Below are 22,215 nucleotides of genomic sequence, written 5' to 3' on the forward strand. Positions count from 1 at the left end.
ACTCCATTTCTCTAAAATCGTTCGAATAAAACTGTATATATTCAGGTAATTTAGTAGTTTATAATTGGTATCTGCAATGTGTTATTTAGCAGAATTCATTTTACTTGTTTTGAAATAATTCAGCTTATTATCAACCATTTTATGGTTATTTGTATCATTTAAGAAAGAATGTATGTCTGAAGTATCCAGTTACAATTATCCTCCTCAGTCAGAAAATTTTCGCTGCGGTTTTGTTGCAATTGTTGGCCGGCCTAATGTGGGAAAATCCACGTTAATGAACCACCTTATTGGTCAGAAAATCAGTATCACCAGTAAAAAAGCTCAGACTACTCGCCATAAAGTTAATGGTATTTATACAGATAATGAAGCACAGCTGATATTTGTAGATACTCCCGGTTTTCAGACTTATCACCGCAATGCACTTAATGACCGTCTCAATCAGAATGTTACTGAGGCAGTTGCCGGTGTGGATGTTATTGTATTTGTGATTGAAGCATTGCGTTTTTCGGATGCAGACAGAGAAGTACTGCAACAATTACCTGCACATATTCCGGTAGTGCTGGTAATTAATAAGGTCGATAAGGCTAAGGCAAAAGACCAAAGTGTACTGCAGAACTTTATTGATGAAGTACAGCAGGCATATAAATTCACTCAGGTTGCTCTGGTGAGTGCAAAGCACGGACTGGGCGTGGCTCAACTTGTGCATATTCTCAAGCCCATGCTGCCAATAGGTATTCCGCTCTATCCTGAAGATATGGTGACAGACAAATCGGCAAGATTTCTTGCTATGGAAATTGTGCGGGAGAAACTGTTTCGTTATCTTGGTGAAGAATTACCTTACGCTATGAACGTCGAAGTAGAACAGTTTACCGAAGAAGACGGATTATACCGGATTTATATTGCAGTTCTGGTGGATAAGGAAAGTCAGAAGGGCATTTTAATTGGTAAAGGCGGGGAAAAACTGAAAAAAATATCTACTGAAGCCAGACTGGATATGGAAAAATTATTTGAAACAAAAGTTTTTTTAAAGGTTTGGGTAAAAGTAAAATCCGGCTGGGCTGATGACATTCGCTTTTTGCGTGAATTAGGGATGTGAGGTAAGAGTCTGGCACTTCTAAACTTAATATGTATCAAATTTTATCCTAGTATCAGCATTACAGATAACTAAAATTACTATTCATAGTATGCCTGCTCATTCTGTTAATATATAATCTGATATGCTTAACGCTTATTTATCTTAGATGTAGCCATGGCGGCTAACTAAACATCAGACAGCACAAATTAATTTATGCTTCTCAATATTCTGGATTTTGTACATAAAAACATTCAGCAGACAGTAAAGGCTGGCGATACAGTCATTGATGCTACTGCTGGTAACGGACATGATACTTTGTTTCTGGCCTCTTGCGTTGGTGCCCAAGGTAAAGTATTCGCATTTGATATACAGGCAACTGCATTAGAAGCTACCAGTAACAGACTGGCAAAAGCCGGTTATCGTGAGCGGGTACAGTTAATTCAAGCCGGACATGAACATCTAAGTGAGTATATTCAGAGTAAGGTTAGTGCCATCATATTTAACCTTGGATACTTACCCGGCGGAGATAAAAACTGTACAACTCAAGCCAATACAACCCTTAAGGCGATGCAAAACGGATTAAACCTTCTTACTGATAATGGGGTATTAGCTGCAGTTTTATATCCGGGTCATGAACAGGGAAAAATTGAAGCGGAAACAATACAAACATGGGCGCGAAGCTTACCGCAACAGCAGATAGCAGTGTTGAAATATGCTTTTATTAACCGGATAAATGATGCACCTTTTGCATTAATATTGCAAAAACATTCATAGATCATTGCTCTAGAAACTAAAGGGAAATAGATGAAACGTAAGGAATTTATCAATCTGGCTGCAACTGTTTTACAGCGGCTGGATGCCATTTTGCCACCATTGGCTCAGGAACCTGACTGGACGGCAGTTGCTTACCGCTGGCATAAATTAGGTAACAAGGGTATTCTGGAAAGTTTACCAAATCCGCATACCTTTTCTCTGGACTGTCTGGCAGCTGTTGATGAGCAGCGCCGACAACTGGTACGTAATACAGAACAGTTTCTTGCTGGCAGACCGGCAAATAATGTATTAATGACAGGAGCACGTGGTACCGGAAAATCATCATTGGTTAAGGCGTTACTGCATCAGTATGCAGATCAGGGGTTGCGTCTGGTTGAGGTTGATAAAAGTGACTTGTTAACGTTACCTGCTTTACTTTCTTTACTAACCGCCAGACCGGAAAAATACATTCTGTTCTGTGATGATTTATCTTTTGAAGACGGTGATGATGCTTACAAAGCATTAAAAACTACCCTTGATGGCGGATTATCCCAGCGATGTGACAATGTACTGGTATATGCTACATCTAACCGCCGGCATTTAATGCCTGAGTATATGGCAGACAATGTGGCTCATACAGGTAATGGCGGAGAAGTTCATCCTCAGGAAGCCGTAGAAGAAAAAGTATCTTTATCGGATCGTTTTGGTTTATGGCTAAGCTTTTACCCATTTGATCAGAATGCATATTTACAGGCTGTACAGAACTGGCTGGAAGAAGCTGGTCTGAATCTGGATGAAACAGCAAGACGTGCAGCATTAAATTGGAGCCAGAGCCGTGGCAGCCGTTCAGGAAGAGTAGCATGGCAGTTTGTATGCGACTGGGCAGGAAGAAATCCTCAGGATAGAATTGTATAGCTAAATCAATTGGTTGTTCTGTATTCAGTTTTCTGATTAACTGCTGGGTAACTCGGTCTCAACGGAAACAAATTATGTCTGTATTATTTAGCGAACAACTAATGATATTACTTCCCATATTGATATTTATCGGAAGCATCGGATTAATTATTTATCCTTTTTTCGCTAATAAAAAAAATCCGGTAAAGACACTATCTCGAAGATTAATGACTATCTGTATGATTGTTATCGGATTCGCGGGCGTAGTTGCAGGTGTATCATTATTTTTTAGAAATTATACTATTGACCAGAAAATTAAAACTATAGATATAAAAAATACGGCAGTAACAGTCTCTCCTCCTGTTAGTGGTGACAAAATTTATCTGCGATTATTCAAACAGGAAGGAATATTAGAAATATGGTATAAGCACAAAAATAATAATTATCAGCTGTACAGGACATGGGATATCTGTACATATTCAGGTGGTCTGGGACCTAAAAAAGCCGAAGGTGATGGCAAAAGTCCGGAAGGATTTTACGCAACCGAGAAAAATCTATTAAAGCCAAATAGTAATTATCATCTTGCTTTTAACATCGGCTACCCGAATGCCTATGACCGTGCCAATGGATACACAGGAAGCTTTATCATGATTCATGGAAACTGCGTGTCCATCGGTTGCTATGCTATGACTGACAAGGGAATAGAACAAATCTATGCTGTTGTTAATCAAGCTATAAACAGCGGACAGAAGCGAATACCCATTCATATTTTTCCATTCAGAATGACAGCATTAAATATGCAAAAGTTTCAAAACTCAGCTTATATGCCTTTTTGGAGCGAATTGAAGCCTGCTTATGATATTTTTCAGTCTGAGCACAGAGTAGCTGATATTACTGTGCACAATAAGCATTATGTTATCAAATAAACAGAAGCAGTAAGGTAACTATCTGATATCGTGATATTTAAAATAATTATTGATTGTGTTTGCATATCTGATTGAACAAACAATTATTTTTTAATTTACCTAAATATAAAACGACTTCCGATATCAAATTTAATATCGGAAGTCGTTTTATATTGCTTAATAATGGATAATTTCTGCTTAAGAATAATTTATTGATTTGTTTAACTATTTACCGATCTCTACAACCAAAACATTACCTGTATCTTTCAGAAAGTATTCATTCTCCTGCGGAGATCGCAATGACAACATTTTATTATCGCCAATTTCCATTGTATCCCCGGGATTCATAGTTGCTCCGCTCTGACGCAGATAGGATAAAATATTACCAAACATATCGAAATAGTCAGAACCTTCATCATGGTTATTTGCTAATACAGCAAAATCAGGCAATCCAAATACATCAGCACCGTAAGTGCGCATCCAGACACCTTTAACGTCTTCTAAAATATATTTAACAAACCCGCAGAAAAATAACGGTAAACAATCGCATAAACTCTTTGCACTGTCTTCATCACTAAGTAAGTTACTTAAAACATTTGCAGGAAGTGAAGAATGAGCGTTTTCATTAATAACTGCTAATGCGTTAAATTCTTCAAAACATACCGCCAGACGGGATAAAGCTAAATATTGTTCTAATACATCTTCATCATGTCCTGTATAGTACAAAATTACATGACTATCATTTTTACGAACTTGATTTTTGACATCCTGACTATAATGTGCTGGCTCAACACACGTTTCCAATGCATCAGCAGGAAAAGGCGCATTGAATCCGATTAGTTTAACTACGTGTTTTCCCCAGCTTATTAAAGCAAAAACGCCTTGTTCAAGCTCTCCGGCAGGGGTTTCGTATTTGACATTTGTTATTGAAGAATCCAGATATCTTAATTTATCTAATAAGTTATCTTTATCAAAATTAAGAGATCCTTTAAATACAACACTTAATCCTATTGATTGTTTAGTATTTGTATTTTCAGCTACCGTAGTAACTGTATCTTTAGATTTTTTCCCAAATAAACGAGCAAACAGTGACATTTAAATTCCTATTCTTATTAAGTTAATTGTCTGTCAAAAATTTATTTAACATAACATTTCAAAGAATAATTTATTTTTAAATTAAAAATCTGAATTTAAATCAACAAACAGTTAATCACCGAATTCTTAGTGATAGCAATTTACGCAATAGAATAGAAATACATTTGAAAATGTATATCTTAATTATCAAATAAATCAGACTGAATTTTCGGCGGAGCAACCTGTACGCTACGTTCACCGCAAGCAAAGCGAATATTAAGATACTGGCCGGTTTTTAATTTGTTTGCATCACGTATTACCTGCCCGCGCTGATTAGTGACAACGCTATAACCTCTGGCGAGAATCTGTAGAGGAGAGACTGCCTGTAACACAGATGTCTGCTGTTGCAGCCGTTGTTGCGCGCGCATAAAAATATTTTGCCAGATCTGATGTAATTGTTGTTTCCGATATTCAAGTGCCTGTAGTGCATGAATAGTTTGCGGTCGTGTATTTTCCAGACTGCGTTGTTGCTGTATTAGATTTTGCCGATGCTGCCTGATCTGACGCTGCATGCCAATTTGTAACAGACGTGCTAAATCCCTTAGTTGCTGCTGCTGTTGCTGCCAGTTTTGCTGCGGGTGCTTTAACTGACGAGCAAGCCAGTCTAGTTTTTGTGAAGCATCATAATAACGTTGTTCCAGTAATTGGTGTATACGCTTTTGCCATTGAGTAACACTATGTCTTAATTGCTCCATATCAGGGCTAACCAGTTCGGCAGCTGCTGTCGGTGTTGGGGCGCGAACATCTGCGGCAAAATCGGTCAGGGTAAAGTCAGTTTCATGACCAACACCGCTCACAGTGGGAATTGCGCTGTCGGCTACCGTTCGTACGACGATTTCTTCATTATAAGACCACAAATCCTCAATACTGCCGCCTCCTCGGCAAATTATCAGTACATCAGCCAGTGCCTGCTGATTGGCCCTGGTAATAGCAGCAGCAATCTGATGTTCACTCCCTGCACCCTGTACGGCTGTCGGATAAACAATAACACGGATACCGCTATGGCGCCGGCGCAGGGTTGTTACAACATCGCGTAAAGCTGCTGCGGCCAGACTGGTCACTACACCGACCACTTTAGGATGAACAGGTAGCTGACGTTTGCGTTCCTTTGAAAATAAACCTTCGGCAGTTAACTGCTGTTTCAGCCGCTCATACGCTTCATATAATTGTCCCAACCCTTTGTGGCGCACTGCATTAATGGTAATCTGAAATTCACCCCGTGCTTCGTAAATACTGATTTTTCCGGCTACTTCTATATGATCACCTTCCTGTAAGGGCTGGCTCAGCTGCTGTGCCACACCTTTAAACAGTACACATCTGACTTGTGCACGGGCATCTTTTAAAGAAAAATAGAAATGACCGCTGGCTGCACGGGTAAGATTAGAAACTTCACCGCCAACCCATAAATCAATCAGATTGTCTTCAAGCAATTGACGGGCGTAAGCATTGAGTTCAGATACACTTAAAGCAGCCGGAGCAAAGAAATCAGACATAATGGATACCATATTCAGAGCGGTTTTATTCTGTAGATATTATACGGCGTTTTTTTATCATAGTTCAGTTCTGCATATACAGCATGGTATAGTGCAGCTTTGTTATTAATAGGCAGAGTTATGGGCTGGTTAGCCGGTTTAATACAAAAGCACTGGCAGCATCCGCGTATAGCGCTGGTATTGTTACTGTGGCCGCTTGCACGATTATTTCAAAGTATTGCTTTGTTACGGCGCTGGCTGTACAAATCGGGCATTTTGCCGACTAAAAAACTGCCTTGTCCGGTAGTGGTAATCGGTAACATTCATGTTGGCGGTGTTGGTAAAACACCTTTAGTCGCTGCGCTGGTACAGACTTTACAGCAGCGGCAGATAAGGGTAGGTATCATCAGCCGCGGCTATGGGCGTTTAAGTAAAGAAACGGTTATTCTGAATGCCCAATCTACCGCGGCAGACGCCGGAGATGAACCATTAATGCTGTATCAGCAAACTCAGGCACCGGTTGCAGTTGCTTCTACTCGTGAAGCTGCCGGCAGAGCATTGTTAAATGCATATCCGGATTTGCAGCTTTTATTAAGTGATGATGGTTTACAACATTATGCACTTTGCCGGGATATGGAAGTTATAGTATTTCCGGCCGCAGATATCGGACAAAAACTGGATATATTGCCTAATGGCCCATTACGCGAACCAGTTGAGCGCTTACAGGGAGCAGATGCGGTAGTATTCAGTCAGGGTGATGCGAATTCTGTTCAGCAGGCACAGCAACTGAATTTAATAAAAACACAATGGTGTGGTTTCAGTCAATTGAACTATGGCGATTTCTATTGTTTAAATCAGCCGCAACAGACTGCAAAAGCCCATGAATTTTCAGAAAAAAAATGCGCGGCAATTGCAGGTATCGGACAACCGCAACGTTTTTTTCAGGCATTACAGATACTGGGTATTCATCTGAAAGAAACCATTGCGCTGAATGATCACGCAACTATTCAATCCGAAGACTGGCCTGATGCAGAAATAATATTTATTACAGAAAAAGATGCAGTCAAATTGAAAAAACCTTTGCAATATAATATTTGGGTCTTACCACTTTCAGCACAAATCTGCCCGGATTTAGCTGAATTGATTCAGTTAAAATTAGGCTTAGACCTTACTAAATAAAATAAATACTTTTCTGCAATGAAAAAGATGCCATAGACTCCGGCTGCTGGTAAAATTTCAATAAATTGTCAGTATATCGTTGGTAGACGATACAAACTGACTACGATTTCAGGTTCTGTATTAAGCAGCCTCTATATTGCCATTTTAATATATGGTAAAGTCATTTAAAGACGATATTTATAAATTATTAACTGGTATTACTGCATTCAGGAAACCTGCTAAATCAACAACCATAAACTTCGCTTGCCACTTTTGCGAAACTAAGGATTAAAAATGAATCAAAAATATCTGGATATACTGGTATGCCCCGAGTGTAAAGGAAAACTGCAATGGCATGCACAGCAGCAGGAACTGTGGTGTAAAGCATCACGGCTGGCTTATCCGGTAAAAGATGGTATTCCCTATATGCTGGTAAATGAAGCTCGTAATTTAACTGATGAAGAATGTACGGCGACACATGAGTAATTTTGTTGTTCTGATTCCGGCACGACTATCCTCCAGTCGTTTACCCAATAAGGCTTTAGCCGATATATATGGTAAACCGATGGTAGTAAGGGTAGCTGAGCGTGCACTTGCCAGCAAAGCCGGAAGAGTAGTTGTGGCAACAGATCATGCTGATATTCAGACTGCATGTCAGGTTCATGGAATTGAAGCTGTTTTAACCGCTCCGGAGCATGAGAGCGGGACAACTCGTCTGGCTGAAGCAGCCGGCATTCTGAATCTCGCTGGAGAAGACTGTGTTGTAAATGTCCAGGGTGATGAACCTTTGATTGAACCTGAGCTGATTAATGCTGTAGCTGAACAATTACAGCAAAGTTCAGCACCAATGGCCACAGCAGCACATCTATTAACTGATTACACAGATTTTACAGATGCCAATTGTGTTAAAGTTGTGTTAAATAACAAAAATAATGCCTTGTACTTTAGCCGTGCGGCTATTCCATGGCCGCGTGAATTAATGCGCAGCGGCGCTGAAGTCATGCCGGCAAATATTCCGGTATATCGTCATATTGGCATTTATGGTTATCGGGTACAGTTTTTGCACCAATATGCAGATTTGACTCCATCACCATTAGAACAGGCTGAATCACTTGAGCAGCTGCGCGTACTGTGGCATGGTTACAATATTGCGGTACAAATCACACCGCATGCTCCGGCTGCGGGTGTGGATACAGCTGCGGATCTGGAGCGTGTACGCACGAACTGGACAGAAGTAAAAAAATAAATATTAGTAATAATATTAAATCAAATCACAGATATATTCAGGAGTTGAAATGAAAGTTTTATTATTAGGTGCACCGGGTGCCGGAAAAGGCACACAGGCACAGTTTATTACTGCTGCGTTTAACATACCGCAGATTTCTACCGGAGACATGCTGCGTGCAGCAGTAAAAGCCGGCACACCTTTGGGCATTGAAGCCAAAAAAATTATGGATGCGGGCGGGCTGGTTCGTGACGATATTATTATAGGTCTGGTAAAAGAGCGTATTGCCCAGCCGGATTGTGCTAATGGTTTCTTATTTGATGGTTTCCCGCGTACACTGGCTCAGGCTGAAGCAATGGAAAAAGCGGGTGTGCATCTGGATGCTGTAGTAGAGATTGCCGTACCCGATGATGTCATTATTGAACGTCTGTCCGGTCGCCGTGTCCATCTTGCTTCAGGCAGAACTTATCATCTGGTTTACAATCCGCCAAGAGTCAACAATATTGATGATGAAACCGGTGAACCACTGATTCAGCGTGATGATGATCAGGAAGAAACTATTAAAAAACGTTTACAGGTTTATCACGAGCAAACAGAAGTACTGATTGATTTCTATGGTAAACAGAATGATGCCAACGCACCGGATTATATCCGTGTAGACGGAACCCAACCGGTAGAAGCAGTAAAAACTCAGGTTCTGGCCGCCTTAAAACTTTGATGGCAGAATCCGGCTGTCTGTTCTCATGAGATTACAGACAGCATTTTGTTGTATGACAAATGATAAACAGTATTTCAGAATAAAGCCGGATTGTATATCCGGTTTCGGAGCATGGTATGAAAGTTACCAAAACCGTATTGACTGTATTACTTCTTGGTGTTTGTGCTTGTGCACTGGCACGCAGGGAAACTTTATATAACGAGCATTATATTGGACCTGATGAAAATCAGCCTTGGGAAGAGCAGGCTGTACCTATGCCTGCGTATCCGGCCGGTAATGAGCAATGGGCTGATGTTTATATCAGCCAGACATATCAGGGCCAGCCAAAATTAATGCTGAACAGTATTCAAATCAATACAGACCGTACTATCCATTATATTCTGAACCAGCAATCAGATCAGGGGATTAATAACCTTACTGCTGAAGCTATTCATTGCCCGACACGGCGCATGAAGGTGTTCGGATATGGTGACGATGTGAATAAACGCTGGATACAGCCGCGCAATAGTCAATGGAAAGTAATTGGTACCAGCCTGAATCAACTGGATAAAGTGCGATCGGTGCTGTATCAGACTTTCTGCGAAGACGGATTACCCCGTAATCAGCAAGAGTTAATTAAACGTATTACCACACGTGCCATGCGCTAGTAGGATATATCGTGGAATGGTTAAGTGATTCTCATATCTGGTGGTTATTAATTATCGGATTCAGTGCCGGTTTAATGGATGCAGCTGTCGGTGGTGGCGGGTTGTTACAAATCCCCGGGCTGTTTGGTGCATTACCACAGAAAACCATCACACCGGTTGTTCTAGGGGTAAATAAATTTGCTTCTGCCTGTGGTACTTTAGTAGCAGCTGTGCAATATACCCGACGTATACCGGTTCCATGGGCAATGCTGTTACCTGCTGCCGTACTTGCATTTGCTTTTTCATATATGGGTGCTCATGTTGTGGAATATCTGCCCACAGCGTGGATGAAACCGTCTATTCTGGTTATTTTAATCATTATGGCGATTTATACCTTTTTGAAAAAGGATCTGGGTCAGGTTCAGCGCCAAAGCCGGCTGACCCGACGTGAGTATATTATCGGACTGTTAATGGGCGCCTTAATCGGTTTATATGACGGTATATTCGGTCCCGGTACAGGCAGCTTACTGGCTTTTATATTTGTTCGCTTTTTTGCCTTTGACTTTATTACCGCAACAGCATCTTCTAAAGTTATTAATCTCACAACAAATTTTGCCGCACTGATATTTTTTATTCCACATCAGTATGTCGTATGGCATTGGGCAATTCCACTGGCTATTGCCAATCTGAGCGGAGGGATCATCGGTGCCAGATTAGCAATGCGTGGCGGCAGCAAATTATTGCGTAAAGGTTTTATTATTCTTCTGTGTATTATGATTGGTAAATTTGGCTACGATCTACTGTAATTTCTGATTGCAGCAGCATTGGTTTATACCGAGCTGCGCTTGCGCCGGAAAAAATCCTGTAATAATTGGGTGGATTCATTAGCCAGAACACCACCAATGATTGCAGTGTGTTTATTTAACTGCTGATTAGTAAATAAATTAATCACACTGCCGGCTGCCCCGGTTTTTGTTTCACTAGCTCCATAAATTACCCTTCTGATTCGTGCTTGTATTAATGCACTTGCACACATAGCGCACGGTTCCAGAGTAATATAAACATCACAATTTTCCAGACGGTAATTTCCCAATGCCTTACTGGCTGCCGTTAATGCCTGAATTTCTGCATGATGGCTAATATTACAATCAGCGATACAGCGATTGTAGCCATAACCAACCAGAGTGTTTTCACAGACAACAACAGCACCAACTGGCACTTCATTCAGTATAGAAGCCTGATGCGCTGCATCCAGAGCCTGATGCATCCATTGTTGCATAACTTTTTCAGACGGAAAGACAGCTACTGGCGGATGCAGTTTAAGCTGCTGGCGCCAGTAATCTTTTTCTTCAGATGTAAACGATTGAACTGAGCGATCTTCTACTAGAGCAATAAATTGCCACAAAAGACTGTCTGTACAGCCTGTACTGATGCTTTTAAATTGTAAAAACGCTGTTATCGCTCCGCGAAGATGTAAATCTTCTAAGCAATATATATTAAGTTGTTTAAGAATAGCTATGGTTTTAGGTGCCAGCGGAGGTGTTGTTAACGGCGTGCTCATAAGTAAAGGTGTCAATCATTATAAATCATTCAAAATACAATAAATATTCTAAAATTAACGCTAAAGTACCACCTTAAATTCCAGTTTTAAGTTCATATTTGTATAAAAATTGTATACAAATGGATGAGCTGATACTATAATTCAGCTGTATTTGAAATTCATTAAAAGGTGTTCAGAACAATACTTCATAAGGTACATGAAGTTAGGATTTGAATCAAACCAGTACACCAAAAAATTTAAAAAGCATAAATGGAGGAAAAAGAGTAATTCTATTAACTGAGGATTGTGAGGTTTTGCATTAACAAATTAACATTAGGTTTCAGCAGAAATATTTATCGGGCTGAGTAGCATTAAATGACCCAAAAGATATTGAGTCAGAGGCCCAGGAAAAAATCAACAGGATGGGTCAGTTTAAGTCTAACTAAGGAAAATGAATGGCTAAATTTAATCTAAGTATTGACTTCGAATATAATCGTCGAAATGTAGTTAATAATACCTTCGGCACATTAAATTCCAAGTTTTCGAATAATGATTGTAACAAAGCAATTAAGCGTACAAGTTCTAGTGCAATGGTGCTGTGTGAAGAAAATGATGAAATTGAAGGTTTTGTTAGTTCTGTAGCCTCAGGTACTTTAGACGGTTTGTCGTATGGAGTTTGTGTTCACCATGCATCATTAGTTCGTATGTTTGTGACAGGACAGGATTTGAGTTTTGGGGATTATGTTGTATGTGGAGCTCAAACTCCGCCTAGTACATCCAATGAAAATCTCAATCACCCGTTAAATACGTATGGAACGACCCTAGTAAAGAAAGGAGCACCTGTTAACTTTAAATGGAGAGTTATCGCTGTAGATGCTTGTAATCCGAATTTATATTTAATTGAAGCAGTTTAATAAAGGAGATATATGTCATAAATAAAGTAAAGGAAACCTTGTTATGGATTCGTCCAGAGTTATTCAGTCACTTGGGTACTTTGCATAATAAACGGTTACTAGAATTTGTTAAACGTATTGTTCTTTATAGCATCTGCAACACGTTGTTTATGGTGTATTCTGCCTAAACCCAAATAGGCTACTGGTCCGATGCGAAATTCCATCTGACCAGATTTTTGTAGATACTGAGAAGTACTGAGTTGTTTAAATTACCAGAATTTATGCAAAAACATAATAAAGGTTAATTTTTATTTTCTATTTTAGAATGTAATTTCCGTAAATCACTCAAACATCTTAAAAGAATCTCAAGTTCCTGCATGCTGACATTATTTTTTTTCAGCATTTCTAACATTTTTGTGGAAGATTTTGAATCAATAGGATTATCAAATACTTGGTTGAGTGGCTCCCAGCTCAGATTAAAGGATTCCGCTATAAGAAGCATAAGTTTCCGATTAGGCTGTCTGCTGTAAGATCTATCTGAACTTTCATATTTGACACCAGAACTTCTGGATAATCCTAAAATCTCCCAGAATTCTTCAGCAGATAAACCCAGAAGATTAACTCGAAGATTACAGATAAACGACTTCCATTGTTTAGAGTCTTGCGGGATAAGTAGATTTACACCTAAGTCATTAAGAGTCCGTTGAGCTCTCATAGCTAATATTGTGTTGTCTTTAGTTTTGTTTTTGTTAGTCATTCTCACTTGTTCTTGGGAAAATTAATTAAAAATTTGATTTTATCGTATTAATTAGGAAATAAAAACCGAAGCTTATTACCTTAGTTTAATAGTTACAATGTAATCAGGGTATTAGCAATAGCTTAAGTCGTGTCTTCATGCGTTACGATAATTATCTGATAAAAATCTGTAGGAATAATAAAGTCCAAGGCTAGCATCTGCCGTTCTATATCACAGGCTGTGAAAATTTCACCTAGTAACATAAAACGCATGTAAGCAAAAACGTTTTAATCAGTTCTATCTGAATCACTATACTTAATACATTCGCTGTACCACCTGAAAGAACCTTAGTATTGTGACCATCAATTTCCGCTCACCAGTAGAGCAGATTAGGCTACCGCTCTTCAGGTTTTCAAGAAATGCAAGTTTTGACAGCAACTCTTGCTTTTTGTTTTTATGCACACTAAAGGTTAATTCAAGGAATTTTATATATTGCAGTATAGATTTATCAATTCACTCAACTGTACAAACGAGCTTAAACAACACTGAGTTACTAAGCTTCGTTAATATTACCAGACATATTATTTTGTGTTTGCTCGGAAATTGCTTGAACAATAGCCGCCCGGTGTATCTCATCACTATAATCTTCACATTGTTCGGGATTGATACCCAATTTAATAAATAAAGCATTATCTTTTTCAACTTGAGGATTAGATGTGGTAAGCAATTTATCTCCATAAAATATAGAGTTTGCTCCTGCTAAAAAAGCCAGTGCCTGCATTTGCTCATTCATTTGTTCACGCCCTGCGGATAATCGCACATGTGATTTAGGCATCATAATACGGGCCACTGCAAGCATTCTGATGAAATCAAACGGTTCAATATCCTGTTCATTCGCTAAAGGTGTGCCTTTAACCTTGACCAGATTGTTGATGGGAACACTTTCCGGATGTTCATCTAAATTAGCCAGTTGAATTAATAAACTGGCTCTGTCTTTTAAAGATTCACCCATTCCAAGAATTCCGCCTGAGCAAATTTTAATGCCTGCTTCTCGGACATAAGCCAATGTTTGCAAACGTTCCGCGTAGGTACGGGTAGTAATGATGTTTCCGTAAAATTCGGGTGAAGTATCTAAATTATGATTATAGAAATCTAATCCGGCCTCAGATAACGCATGAGCCTGATCCTGTGACAATTTGCCCAGAGTCATACAGGTTTCCATGCCCAGTGCTTTAACACCTTTTACCATCTCCAGAACATACGGCATATCTCTGGCAGTGGGATGCTTCCAGGCAGCACCCATACAGAAACGTGTTGAACCGATTGCTTTTGCAGCCTTGGCTTTTTCAATTACTTTTTGAACTTCAAGTAATTTTTCTTTTTCCAGACCAGTATCATAATGAACTGATTGCGGACAATATTTACAGTCTTCCGGACAAGCACCGGTTTTTATGGATAGTAAAGTTGATACTTGCACTTTATTGGCATCAAAAAATTGTCGGTGTATTGTTTGTGCTTGAAAAATTAGATCATTAAATGGCAGTTGAAATAATTCGATAACCTCTGGTAGCGACCAATCATGGCGAATAATGCTTAACGACATAAAAGTTTCCTTTAAATAACAGGCATAAAATTTACATCGCATGATAATACTTAACTTAATAAAGTCAATCTCTCCGTAAATCAAGTTGATATTTAAACAAATTAAAATCTGATTTTTTTACTGCATAAGTAAAGTGTATGATTACTATCTGGCTAGAAACTCAGATAATTTTTGAAAAAGGGAATTTAATATGCAATGTTGTGTAATTATTACTGGTCATAGTCGGGGGTTGGGACGGGCTCTGACAAAATATTACTTGACAAAAGAAGTTAAAGTTGTCGGTCTATCACGGCATGGCTGGGATAATCCGCCGGAAAAATTACTGGAATATTCAATTGATTTTTCTGATGCTGATGCTATGGCGACATTAATCCGGTCAGCCAGCTGGCAAAGTGGTCTTGAAAATAAAAATGAAATTATTCTGATAAACAACGCTGGTATGGTAGAGCCAAATTCAATAATAGGCCAGCAGGATTGTGATGCAATTATTAAAGCGGTAACTGTAAATATTACTGCACCATTACTATTAACTAATGCGGTGATTGCCGCTGCTCCGAAAGCTGAAATTCGCATTGCGCATATCAGTAGTGGTGCCGGACGGCATCCGGTAGCAGGCTGGAGTGTATATGGAGCTACTAAGGCGGCACTGGATCAGCATGCAGCAGTAGTAGCCGCTGAACAACATCCGCATGTACGTATTGCCAGTATTGCTCCCGGCGTTGTTGATACCAATATGCAGCAAAATATCCGTTCTGCCGATGCTGATAAATTTCCCCTGGTACAAAATTTTATAGGCTTAAAGGATAAAAATCAGTTGCAAAGTGCTGAAGATACTGCAAAAAGAATTGCGGATATGATTGCTGCAGATGATTATGGCCGGCAAATTCTGCGCGATGTACGGGAACAGAACGGGGTTTGATATAATAAGCCCTTTTTGCTTTGGCTGATAACTATATGACCGGTATTACTTACCAGCAACAATTATCTGATAAACAGCACTATCTGGAGCAACTATTTGCAGACTGTGCTTTTCCGCCAATACAGATTTTCACTTCTCCGGCTTCTCATTACCGGATGCGTGCGGAATTTCGTATCTGGCATGAAGGAAACAGCTGTAGTTATGCTATGTTTACCCCGGGAGAAAAAGCCAGTTCCGGTAATGTATGTAAAATACGTGATTTTGCCATAGCTCATGAAAATATTAACTCATTGATGCCTGTTTTACTGAGCAAAATACAGGCCAGAGAAGAGTTAAAAACACGCTTATTTCAAGTTGAATTTTTAACAACACTGGCTGGCGATACGCTGGTTACTCTGATTTATCATAAAAAACTGGATGATGTCTGGGCTCAGTCAGCTAAATCGCTGGCCACCGAACTGAACATTCAGATCTTGGGACGCAGCCGTGGGCAAAAGGTAGTTCTGGAACGCGATTATGTTATTGAACGCTTAAAAGTTCATAATGAAATCTTTGAGTATAAACAGTTTGAAGGTGGTTTTACTCAGCCGAATGCAGAAGTTAGTCAGTCGATGCTGGGTTGGGCTGTTGATGTTGCTCAATCGATCAATGGCGGAGATCTACTGGAGCTTTATTGTGGTAATGGTAATTTTACTTTGCCGCTGTCCCGCCAATTTCACAAAGTTCTGGCTACAGAAGTATCAAAAACTTCTGTACAGGCAGCGCATTGGAATATTGAAAATAATCATATCAATAATATTGCATTAGCACGACTTTCGGCAGAAGAATTTACAGAAGCATTTACAGGCATCCGAACTTTCCGGCGATTGGCCAGCGAGCAGATTAATCTGGCTGATTATCAGTTCAGTACGGTTTTTGTGGACCCTCCGAGAGCCGGTATTGATCATGACACTCTTAAGTTGTTACAGAAATTTGATAACATTATTTATGTATCCTGTAATCCGGTCACTTTGCACGAAAATCTGCAAACATTATTAGCTACTCATAGCGTTAAACAGGTCGCCATGTTTGATCAGTTTCCTTTCACACCGCATATCGAATCTGGTGTCTGGCTAAAGAGACGCTGATTAAATTTAATTTATAAATAGTACTTTGCCTAAAAGATAAAAAACTGCCTGATAAATTTTATCAGGCAGTTTTTTATCAAAAGAATAAATTAATTTTTCTCTTCAGTCTGAACTTTTTGACGTAAACGCAGGCCAAGCTCACGCAATTGTTTTTCGTCAACATGATTTGGTGCATCTACCAGTAAATCCTGCGAACGCTGAGTTTTCGGGAATGCGATAACATCACGAATGGAGTCAGCACCAGCTATCAGGGTTACCAGTCGGTCCAGACCAAACGCCAGACCTCCATGCGGAGGAGCACCGAATTTCAGGTTGTTCAGCAGAAAACCGAATTTATTCTGTTGCTCTTCCGGAGTGATTTTCAGTGCAGCAAATACTTTCTCTTGAATATCTGCACGATGAATACGAATAGAGCCTCCACCGATTTCCCAGCCATTTAGCACCATATCATAAGCACGGGCAATACATTGATCCGGTGCAGATACCAGTAAATCCTCATGACCGGCCTTAGGTGCAGTAAAAGGATGATGCATAGCAGACCAGCGATGTTCTTCTTCATCATATTCGAACATCGGGAAATCAACTACCCATAATGGACGCCATTCGTCAGCAAAATAGCCGTTAGCAGCACCATGCTCGTGACCAATTTTAACGCGCAGCGCGCCAATAGCTTCATTAACCACTTTGGCTTTATCAGCACCGAAGAAAATGATATCGCCATTTTGTGCACCGGTTTTCTCAATAATAGACTGCAAAGCACGATCAGAAAGGAATTTCACAATCGGAGATTGCAAACCGCTATCTTCTGTATTGTTTACTTTGCTAATGTCATTTACTTTGATATACGCCAGACCTTTTGCGCCATAGATACCAACAAATTCTGTATAGGTATCTATTTCCTTACGGCTCAGGCTGGCACCATTAGGGACACGTAAGGCAACAACACGGCCGTTTTTCATATCGGCAGCCGCACGAAATACTTTAAACTCTTCCGTTTTCATCAAATCGGTTAATTCGGTAAATTGCAGATTTACACGCAAATCCGGTTTATCCGAACCATACAGGAACATAGCTTCATGCCAGCTCATGCGCGGGAAAACAGGTAGGTCTACAGCCAGAGCTTCCTGAAAAACCAGCTTAACCATGTTTTCAGTGATATCCATGATTTCGTTTTCACTTAAAAACGAAGTTTCAAGGTCTATCTGAGTAAATTCCGGCTGACGGTCAGCACGCAGGTCTTCATCACGGAAACATTTTACAATCTGGTAATAGCGGTCAAATCCTGCCACCATCAGTAGCTGTTTGAATAGCTGCGGAGACTGCGGTAAAGCAAAAAATTCACCCGGAAATACACGGCTAGGTACCAGATAGTCTCGTGCACCTTCCGGAGTAGAGCGGGTTAACATTGGTGTTTCGATGTCTATAAATCCCTGACTGTCCAGATATCGGCGAACAGCCATTGCAACACGATAACGCAGTCGCAGATTATTTTGCATTACCGGGCGGCGCAAATCGATTACGCGGTTAGTCAGACGTACATTTTCACTGATGCTTTCGTCATCAATTAAAAATGGCGGGGTGGCAGCAGTATTGAGTATGTCAATTTCTTTTGCTAATAGTTCAATACCGCCGGAAATCATTTTATCGTTTTTGGTACCTTCAGGACGTGCACGTACACGACCGGTAATACTCAGTACATATTCGTTACGGGCAGAGTCAGCCAGAGTAAAAGCTTCAGGTGTATCCGGGTCAATCACTACCTGTACGATACCTTCCCGGTCGCGCAGGTCAATGAATATTACACCGCCGTGATCGCGGCGACGATGTACCCAGCCTTTTACGGTAACAGTCTGGTCGAGATATTGCTCATTAATTAAGCCACAATAGTTGGTTCGCATTTTGATGCCTTTGTTACTATGATTACGGTTAATTGTGTCATTCAGGAATATTATTTCCGGCCAATCATGCATTAATGCGGTTTGGCTGGTTTGTGTAAAGAGAAAATAGCCTGTAATGACTGGTTGTGCGGTGGTTCATCCGGCTGCACCATACCTAGTGAAATAACATATTTCAGTGCATCATCCACGCTCATATCAATTTCGCGGACATCTTTACTGTTAACCATAATATAGTAACCACCTGTCGGATTAGGTGTAGTGGGCACATATACTGAAATATAATTATCTGACGAAGTTTCTTCAGGGTGGTGCGGTAAGGCGGATGCCAGTTTATCCGGTATGTGACCTGATACGAATCCGATAGTCCAGATATCCGGCTGAGGAAAGGGTACCAGTACGGGTGTTTTAAACGACTGCCGGGAATCTGACAATAGAGATTCAGAAACTTTTTTGACTCCGGAATAAATACTTTTTACGACAGGAATACGTCCCCACAACGCATCCCAGGCAGCGAATATTCTGCGTCCGAGCATATTTGCTGCCAGTAAACCAGTGAAAAATACGACAATAATAGCAAACAGTAAGCCTAAACCATGAATCTTGAATCCCAATATTGCCTGAGGCTGCCAGTGAGCAGGCAGAATGTTGACAAGCTGATCTGCCATGCCAATGATATAGCTGATTACCCAGATTGTTACAATAATAGGTAACCATACCAGCACGCCAGTGAGCATGTATTTCTTTAATGATTTTTTCAGTTTTCCGCCCTCGGCAGGCTGTTGTGCCATAGTGTGATTAAGTCCTTTTAATTAAAGCCGGCTTAAAATTATCAAACTTTATATTATACCCATATTTGTTTGTTTTCACAGCGGCATTACTGAGATTAATTAAATTTAATTCAACAGTACAGATACTGAAAATTCAGATTAGCAAAATAACTGTATATTTTCAAAACAACATATTGGAATTTCATCTTAATCCGGATTAAACAATTTTAATAGAACTGAATAAAACCCGTTAATCGAGTATTTATTTTTTCATTTGCCTGATTTAATTTTATGCATGATTATCTGTCCTGTTATTATTTCAGATTTCTATAAATCTAGTATTAAAAAAGCTTTAACGGCTAAAAAATTACAATAACATTTTTAAATTAATTCAGTATAATGTGGTTATGGTAATTACAAATAAATATTTATCTAAAATTAACAGCAGCTTGTATGTCAAAAACTCTCGTAGTCAGTGGATGGTTACCGTGGTGGGTATTGGGTGTTTGCAGTTCTTATCTGCTGCCATCACCAGCGATTTTACCGTGGATATATGCTTTTTTTATTTTGTTAGTCTTCACAGTTTTTACGCGCTGGCAGTTTTTTTTGTTTGGTTGTGCTTTATGTGCCGGAATAATATTTGCATTATGGCACACGGATAATTTATTACAAAATCAATGGCCACTTACTGATAAAGCAAGTGTGCAAAATATTACGCTTACTGTAAGCGATATCCCGCAATATGAACAGCAACGCAGTCGTTTTGTGGCGCAAGTTAAATTACCAGATGGACGGCAGCAGCAATGGCTACTGACTGATTATTCAAAACAACAATGGCCGGCTGGCAGCCGATGGCAAATAAAAGCAAAAGTGCGAGCCATAATCGGTGAAGCTAATAAGGTTGGTTTCAATCGTGAAGCATGGGCACTGGCTAATCATATCAGCGCTCAGGCTACTGTGGTAAAAGGTCAGCGCAAAGCACTTCCGGCTGCGTCCGGCTGGAAGGAAAAGCTCACAAGCTGGCGCGTCTGGTGCGGTGGCCGATGGGAAACACAATCTCAGATATATCCGCAGGGCGTAGCATTAATAAAGGCACTTACGGTTGGCGAACAGTCTGCATTACCGGCTGAAGCATGGCAGGTATTCCGTCCTTTGGGTTTAAATCATCTGGTCAGCATTTCCGGCTTACATGTAGGGATGTTAGCCATGCTGGCCGCATGGCTGTGCAGCAAATGCTTACAATATCTCCCTTTTCAGATTTCACAACCATGGATACTGACACGCGGTGCAGCGGTAATTACTGCGATTGTATACAGTGCTCTGGCCGGATTTGCCGTGCCGACTCAGCGAAGTATGCTGATGATTATCATTCTGGCGCTGACGTGGCGGCGGGGGTATTTGCGAGCATTTCAAATTTGGTGGCTGACGATAGCACTTGTATTGCTGTTTGATCCTCTGTCCGTTCTTAGTGTTGGTTTCTGGCTTTCTTTTTTGTTAGTTGCAGTTCTGATGTGGGCAGGAGAAGGTGTAAATCATAAAATTAAATTGTTTCAGTTAGTGCAGGCACAATGGGCTGCCGGGCTTGCTTCAGTCGTACTGGTAGCTTTCTGTTTTGGTTCAATACCTGTCATATCGCCATTGGTAAATGCTCTGGCCATTCCGTGGTTCACACTGGTTCTGGTACCAATAGCATTATTATCAATGATTGTTCCGTTAGATTTCTTGCGTACTTTTGCTGCATATCTTACCGAAAAAACTATGCAGATACTGAACACAATAGCCGAATATGCGCCGGAATATTATCCCGCACATGCGCCATTAGCTTTGTGGTTGCTGGCGATGCTGTCTGTTTTAATTATGTTGCTGCCACGGGGCTGGCATCTGCGTCCGCTATGCCTGCTTATCTTATTGTTAATGCTCAGTTACCGGCCGCCACGTCCTGCTCATGGTGAAGCATTAGTTAGAGTATGGGACGTCGGGCAAGGTCTGGCTGTGAGCATTAGTACGGCCGGGCATGAATTATTATTTGATACGGGTACAGCATACGCTGCGCAATCGGTGTTATTACCTAACTTACGCGCAGCCGGTATCAGGCAGCTTGATACGCTAGTACTCTCACATAATGATGCTGATCATGACGGCGGTGCTGTACTGATTAAAAAGCAGCTGCAACCTAAAAAAATCATCGCCGGACAAATCAGCGCATATCAGTTTCCTGTCCACCCATGTACAGCCGGAGCTAACTGGCAGTGGGACAATATCTGGTTTGAATTTCTTAATCAGCCAGTAGCGACTAATAAAAAAGGAAAAAATGATTATAGCTGTGTTTTAAGAGTAGTCAGTGCCGATAAAGCCGTGTTGATAACCGGCGATTTAGGTAAAAAAGGCGAGCAGGCCTTGCTAAAAGCTTACGGAGATAAATTGTTCAGCCAGATTTTAGTTTTAGGTCATCATGGGAGCCGTTATTCAAGTGATGCTGCTTTTATCCGGACAGTTGCCCCTCAATATGCCGTGGCCAGTGCAGGCTTTGCAAATCCTTACGGTCATCCGCATATTCAGGTGCAAGCATTGCTGGCACAGGAAAATATTAGTCTTTTACGAACAGACCGGATGGGAGGAATACAGTCAATTTTATCCGAACGAAATTTGAGCTGGCAGCCATTACAGGCTTATAAACCATACTGGCAACGAAAACCGATAAACCAAACATCAAGGCTATAACAATTAAATGCCATAATGTCCTGGTGTATAATTATAAGGATCTGAAAGTAA

General features: G+C 40.4%; 21 protein-coding genes. 14 read left to right on the plus strand and 7 right to left on the minus strand.

Annotated elements, in window-relative coordinates:
* Positions 1–172 precede the first annotated feature (172 nt).
* From era to H3U82_RS03625, 4 genes are all read left to right on the plus strand, one after another.
* Positions 173–1,096, plus strand: a complete 924-nt coding sequence (gene era / locus H3U82_RS03610; protein ID WP_037394944.1) for a GTPase Era — start codon at positions 173–175, stop codon at positions 1,094–1,096.
* A gap of 192 nt (positions 1,097–1,288) precedes the next feature.
* The gene (locus tag H3U82_RS03615; RefSeq protein ID WP_198209256.1) at positions 1,289–1,849 is read left to right on the plus strand and encodes a class I SAM-dependent methyltransferase; all 561 of its coding nucleotides are present in this window, start codon (positions 1,289–1,291) and stop codon (positions 1,847–1,849) included.
* Between the two features lie 30 nt (positions 1,850–1,879).
* Positions 1,880–2,743 carry an ATP-binding protein gene (locus H3U82_RS03620; RefSeq protein WP_084551946.1) on the plus strand — a complete coding sequence of 288 codons (864 nt, stop codon included), beginning with the start codon at positions 1,880–1,882 and terminating at the stop codon, positions 2,741–2,743.
* 74 nt (positions 2,744–2,817) lie between these two features.
* Positions 2,818–3,648: a murein L,D-transpeptidase family protein gene (locus H3U82_RS03625; RefSeq protein ID WP_198209257.1), complete on the plus strand. Its 831-nt coding sequence runs from the start codon at positions 2,818–2,820 to the stop codon at positions 3,646–3,648.
* Between the two features lie 204 nt (positions 3,649–3,852).
* Here the strand turns inward: H3U82_RS03625 and H3U82_RS03630 are convergent, their stop codons facing one another.
* Together H3U82_RS03630 and xseA are read right to left on the minus strand one after the other, a co-directional pair.
* The gene (locus H3U82_RS03630) at positions 3,853–4,722 is read right to left on the minus strand and encodes a DUF4261 domain-containing protein (protein ID WP_198209258.1); all 870 of its coding nucleotides are present in this window, start codon (positions 4,720–4,722) and stop codon (positions 3,853–3,855) included.
* A 179-nt stretch (positions 4,723–4,901) separates the two neighbouring features.
* Positions 4,902–6,254, minus strand: coding sequence for an exodeoxyribonuclease VII large subunit (gene xseA / locus H3U82_RS03635; protein WP_198209260.1), 1,353 nt, complete (start codon positions 6,252–6,254; stop codon positions 4,902–4,904).
* A gap of 120 nt (positions 6,255–6,374) precedes the next feature.
* On the opposite strand from xseA, the gene lpxK reads away from it, so the two are divergent.
* From lpxK to H3U82_RS03665, 6 genes are all read left to right on the plus strand, one after another.
* Positions 6,375–7,412, plus strand: a complete 1,038-nt coding sequence (gene lpxK, locus H3U82_RS03640; RefSeq protein WP_198209262.1) for a tetraacyldisaccharide 4'-kinase — start codon at positions 6,375–6,377, stop codon at positions 7,410–7,412.
* Positions 7,413–7,685: 273 nt separating this feature from the next.
* A complete protein-coding gene (locus H3U82_RS03645; RefSeq protein ID WP_025330730.1) occupies positions 7,686–7,877 on the plus strand; it encodes a Trm112 family protein in 192 nt (63 codons plus the stop codon).
* Entirely contained in the window at positions 7,870–8,637 is a 768-nt protein-coding gene (gene kdsB / locus H3U82_RS03650) for a 3-deoxy-manno-octulosonate cytidylyltransferase (protein WP_198209264.1), read from the plus strand. The genes H3U82_RS03645 and kdsB overlap by 8 nt, the downstream gene beginning before the upstream one ends.
* 49 nt (positions 8,638–8,686) lie before the next feature.
* A complete protein-coding gene (gene adk, locus H3U82_RS03655) occupies positions 8,687–9,334 on the plus strand; it encodes an adenylate kinase (protein ID WP_037394928.1) in 648 nt (215 codons plus the stop codon).
* Positions 9,335–9,450: 116 nt separating this feature from the next.
* Positions 9,451–9,981: a CNP1-like family protein gene (locus tag H3U82_RS03660; RefSeq protein WP_084551940.1), complete on the plus strand. Its 531-nt coding sequence runs from the start codon at positions 9,451–9,453 to the stop codon at positions 9,979–9,981.
* Positions 9,982–9,989: 8 nt separating this feature from the next.
* A complete protein-coding gene (locus tag H3U82_RS03665; RefSeq protein WP_037476347.1) occupies positions 9,990–10,766 on the plus strand; it encodes a TSUP family transporter in 777 nt (258 codons plus the stop codon).
* A gap of 23 nt (positions 10,767–10,789) precedes the next feature.
* On the opposite strand, the gene tadA is transcribed toward H3U82_RS03665, so the two are convergent.
* Complete coding sequence (gene tadA, locus H3U82_RS03670) at positions 10,790–11,521, minus strand: tRNA adenosine(34) deaminase TadA (RefSeq protein WP_198209266.1); 732 nt, start codon at positions 11,519–11,521, stop codon at positions 10,790–10,792.
* A 434-nt stretch (positions 11,522–11,955) separates the two neighbouring features.
* Here tadA and H3U82_RS03675 point away from each other — a divergent pair, with 434 nt between their 5' ends.
* On the plus strand, positions 11,956–12,414 hold the full coding sequence (locus tag H3U82_RS03675) for a hypothetical protein (RefSeq protein ID WP_198209268.1): 459 nt from the start codon (positions 11,956–11,958) through the stop codon (positions 12,412–12,414).
* Between the two features lie 280 nt (positions 12,415–12,694).
* Here H3U82_RS03675 and H3U82_RS03680 read toward each other — a convergent pair whose 3' ends face one another.
* Together H3U82_RS03680 and bioB are read right to left on the minus strand one after the other, a co-directional pair.
* Positions 12,695–13,150, minus strand: a complete 456-nt coding sequence (locus H3U82_RS03680; protein ID WP_198209270.1) for a hypothetical protein — start codon at positions 13,148–13,150, stop codon at positions 12,695–12,697.
* Positions 13,151–13,682: 532 nt separating this feature from the next.
* Complete coding sequence (gene bioB, locus H3U82_RS03685; protein WP_198209272.1) at positions 13,683–14,732, minus strand: biotin synthase BioB; 1,050 nt, start codon at positions 14,730–14,732, stop codon at positions 13,683–13,685.
* 190 nt (positions 14,733–14,922) lie between these two features.
* Between bioB and H3U82_RS03690 the strand changes: the two genes are divergently transcribed.
* Together H3U82_RS03690 and trmA are read left to right on the plus strand one after the other, a co-directional pair.
* Entirely contained in the window at positions 14,923–15,651 is a 729-nt protein-coding gene (locus H3U82_RS03690) for an SDR family NAD(P)-dependent oxidoreductase (protein WP_198209274.1), read from the plus strand.
* Between the two features lie 35 nt (positions 15,652–15,686).
* On the plus strand, positions 15,687–16,778 hold the full coding sequence (gene trmA, locus H3U82_RS03695; protein WP_198209275.1) for a tRNA (uridine(54)-C5)-methyltransferase TrmA: 1,092 nt from the start codon (positions 15,687–15,689) through the stop codon (positions 16,776–16,778).
* An 89-nt stretch (positions 16,779–16,867) separates the two neighbouring features.
* On the opposite strand, the gene aspS is transcribed toward trmA, so the two are convergent.
* Complete coding sequence (gene aspS, locus H3U82_RS03700) at positions 16,868–18,676, minus strand: aspartate--tRNA ligase (protein WP_198209276.1); 1,809 nt, start codon at positions 18,674–18,676, stop codon at positions 16,868–16,870.
* A gap of 71 nt (positions 18,677–18,747) precedes the next feature.
* Positions 18,748–19,464 carry a DUF502 domain-containing protein gene (locus H3U82_RS03705; RefSeq protein ID WP_078475603.1) on the minus strand — a complete coding sequence of 239 codons (717 nt, stop codon included), beginning with the start codon at positions 19,462–19,464 and terminating at the stop codon, positions 18,748–18,750.
* A gap of 432 nt (positions 19,465–19,896) precedes the next feature.
* Between H3U82_RS03705 and H3U82_RS03710 the strand changes: the two genes are divergently transcribed.
* Entirely contained in the window at positions 19,897–22,164 is a 2,268-nt protein-coding gene (locus H3U82_RS03710) for a DNA internalization-related competence protein ComEC/Rec2 (protein WP_198209277.1), read from the plus strand.
* The last annotated feature ends 51 nt before the right edge of the window (positions 22,165–22,215 follow it).

Origin of the sequence: Snodgrassella sp. W8132 (assembly GCF_016100865.1) — a bacterium.
Classification (GTDB): Bacteria; Pseudomonadota; Gammaproteobacteria; order Burkholderiales; family Neisseriaceae; genus Snodgrassella; species Snodgrassella alvi.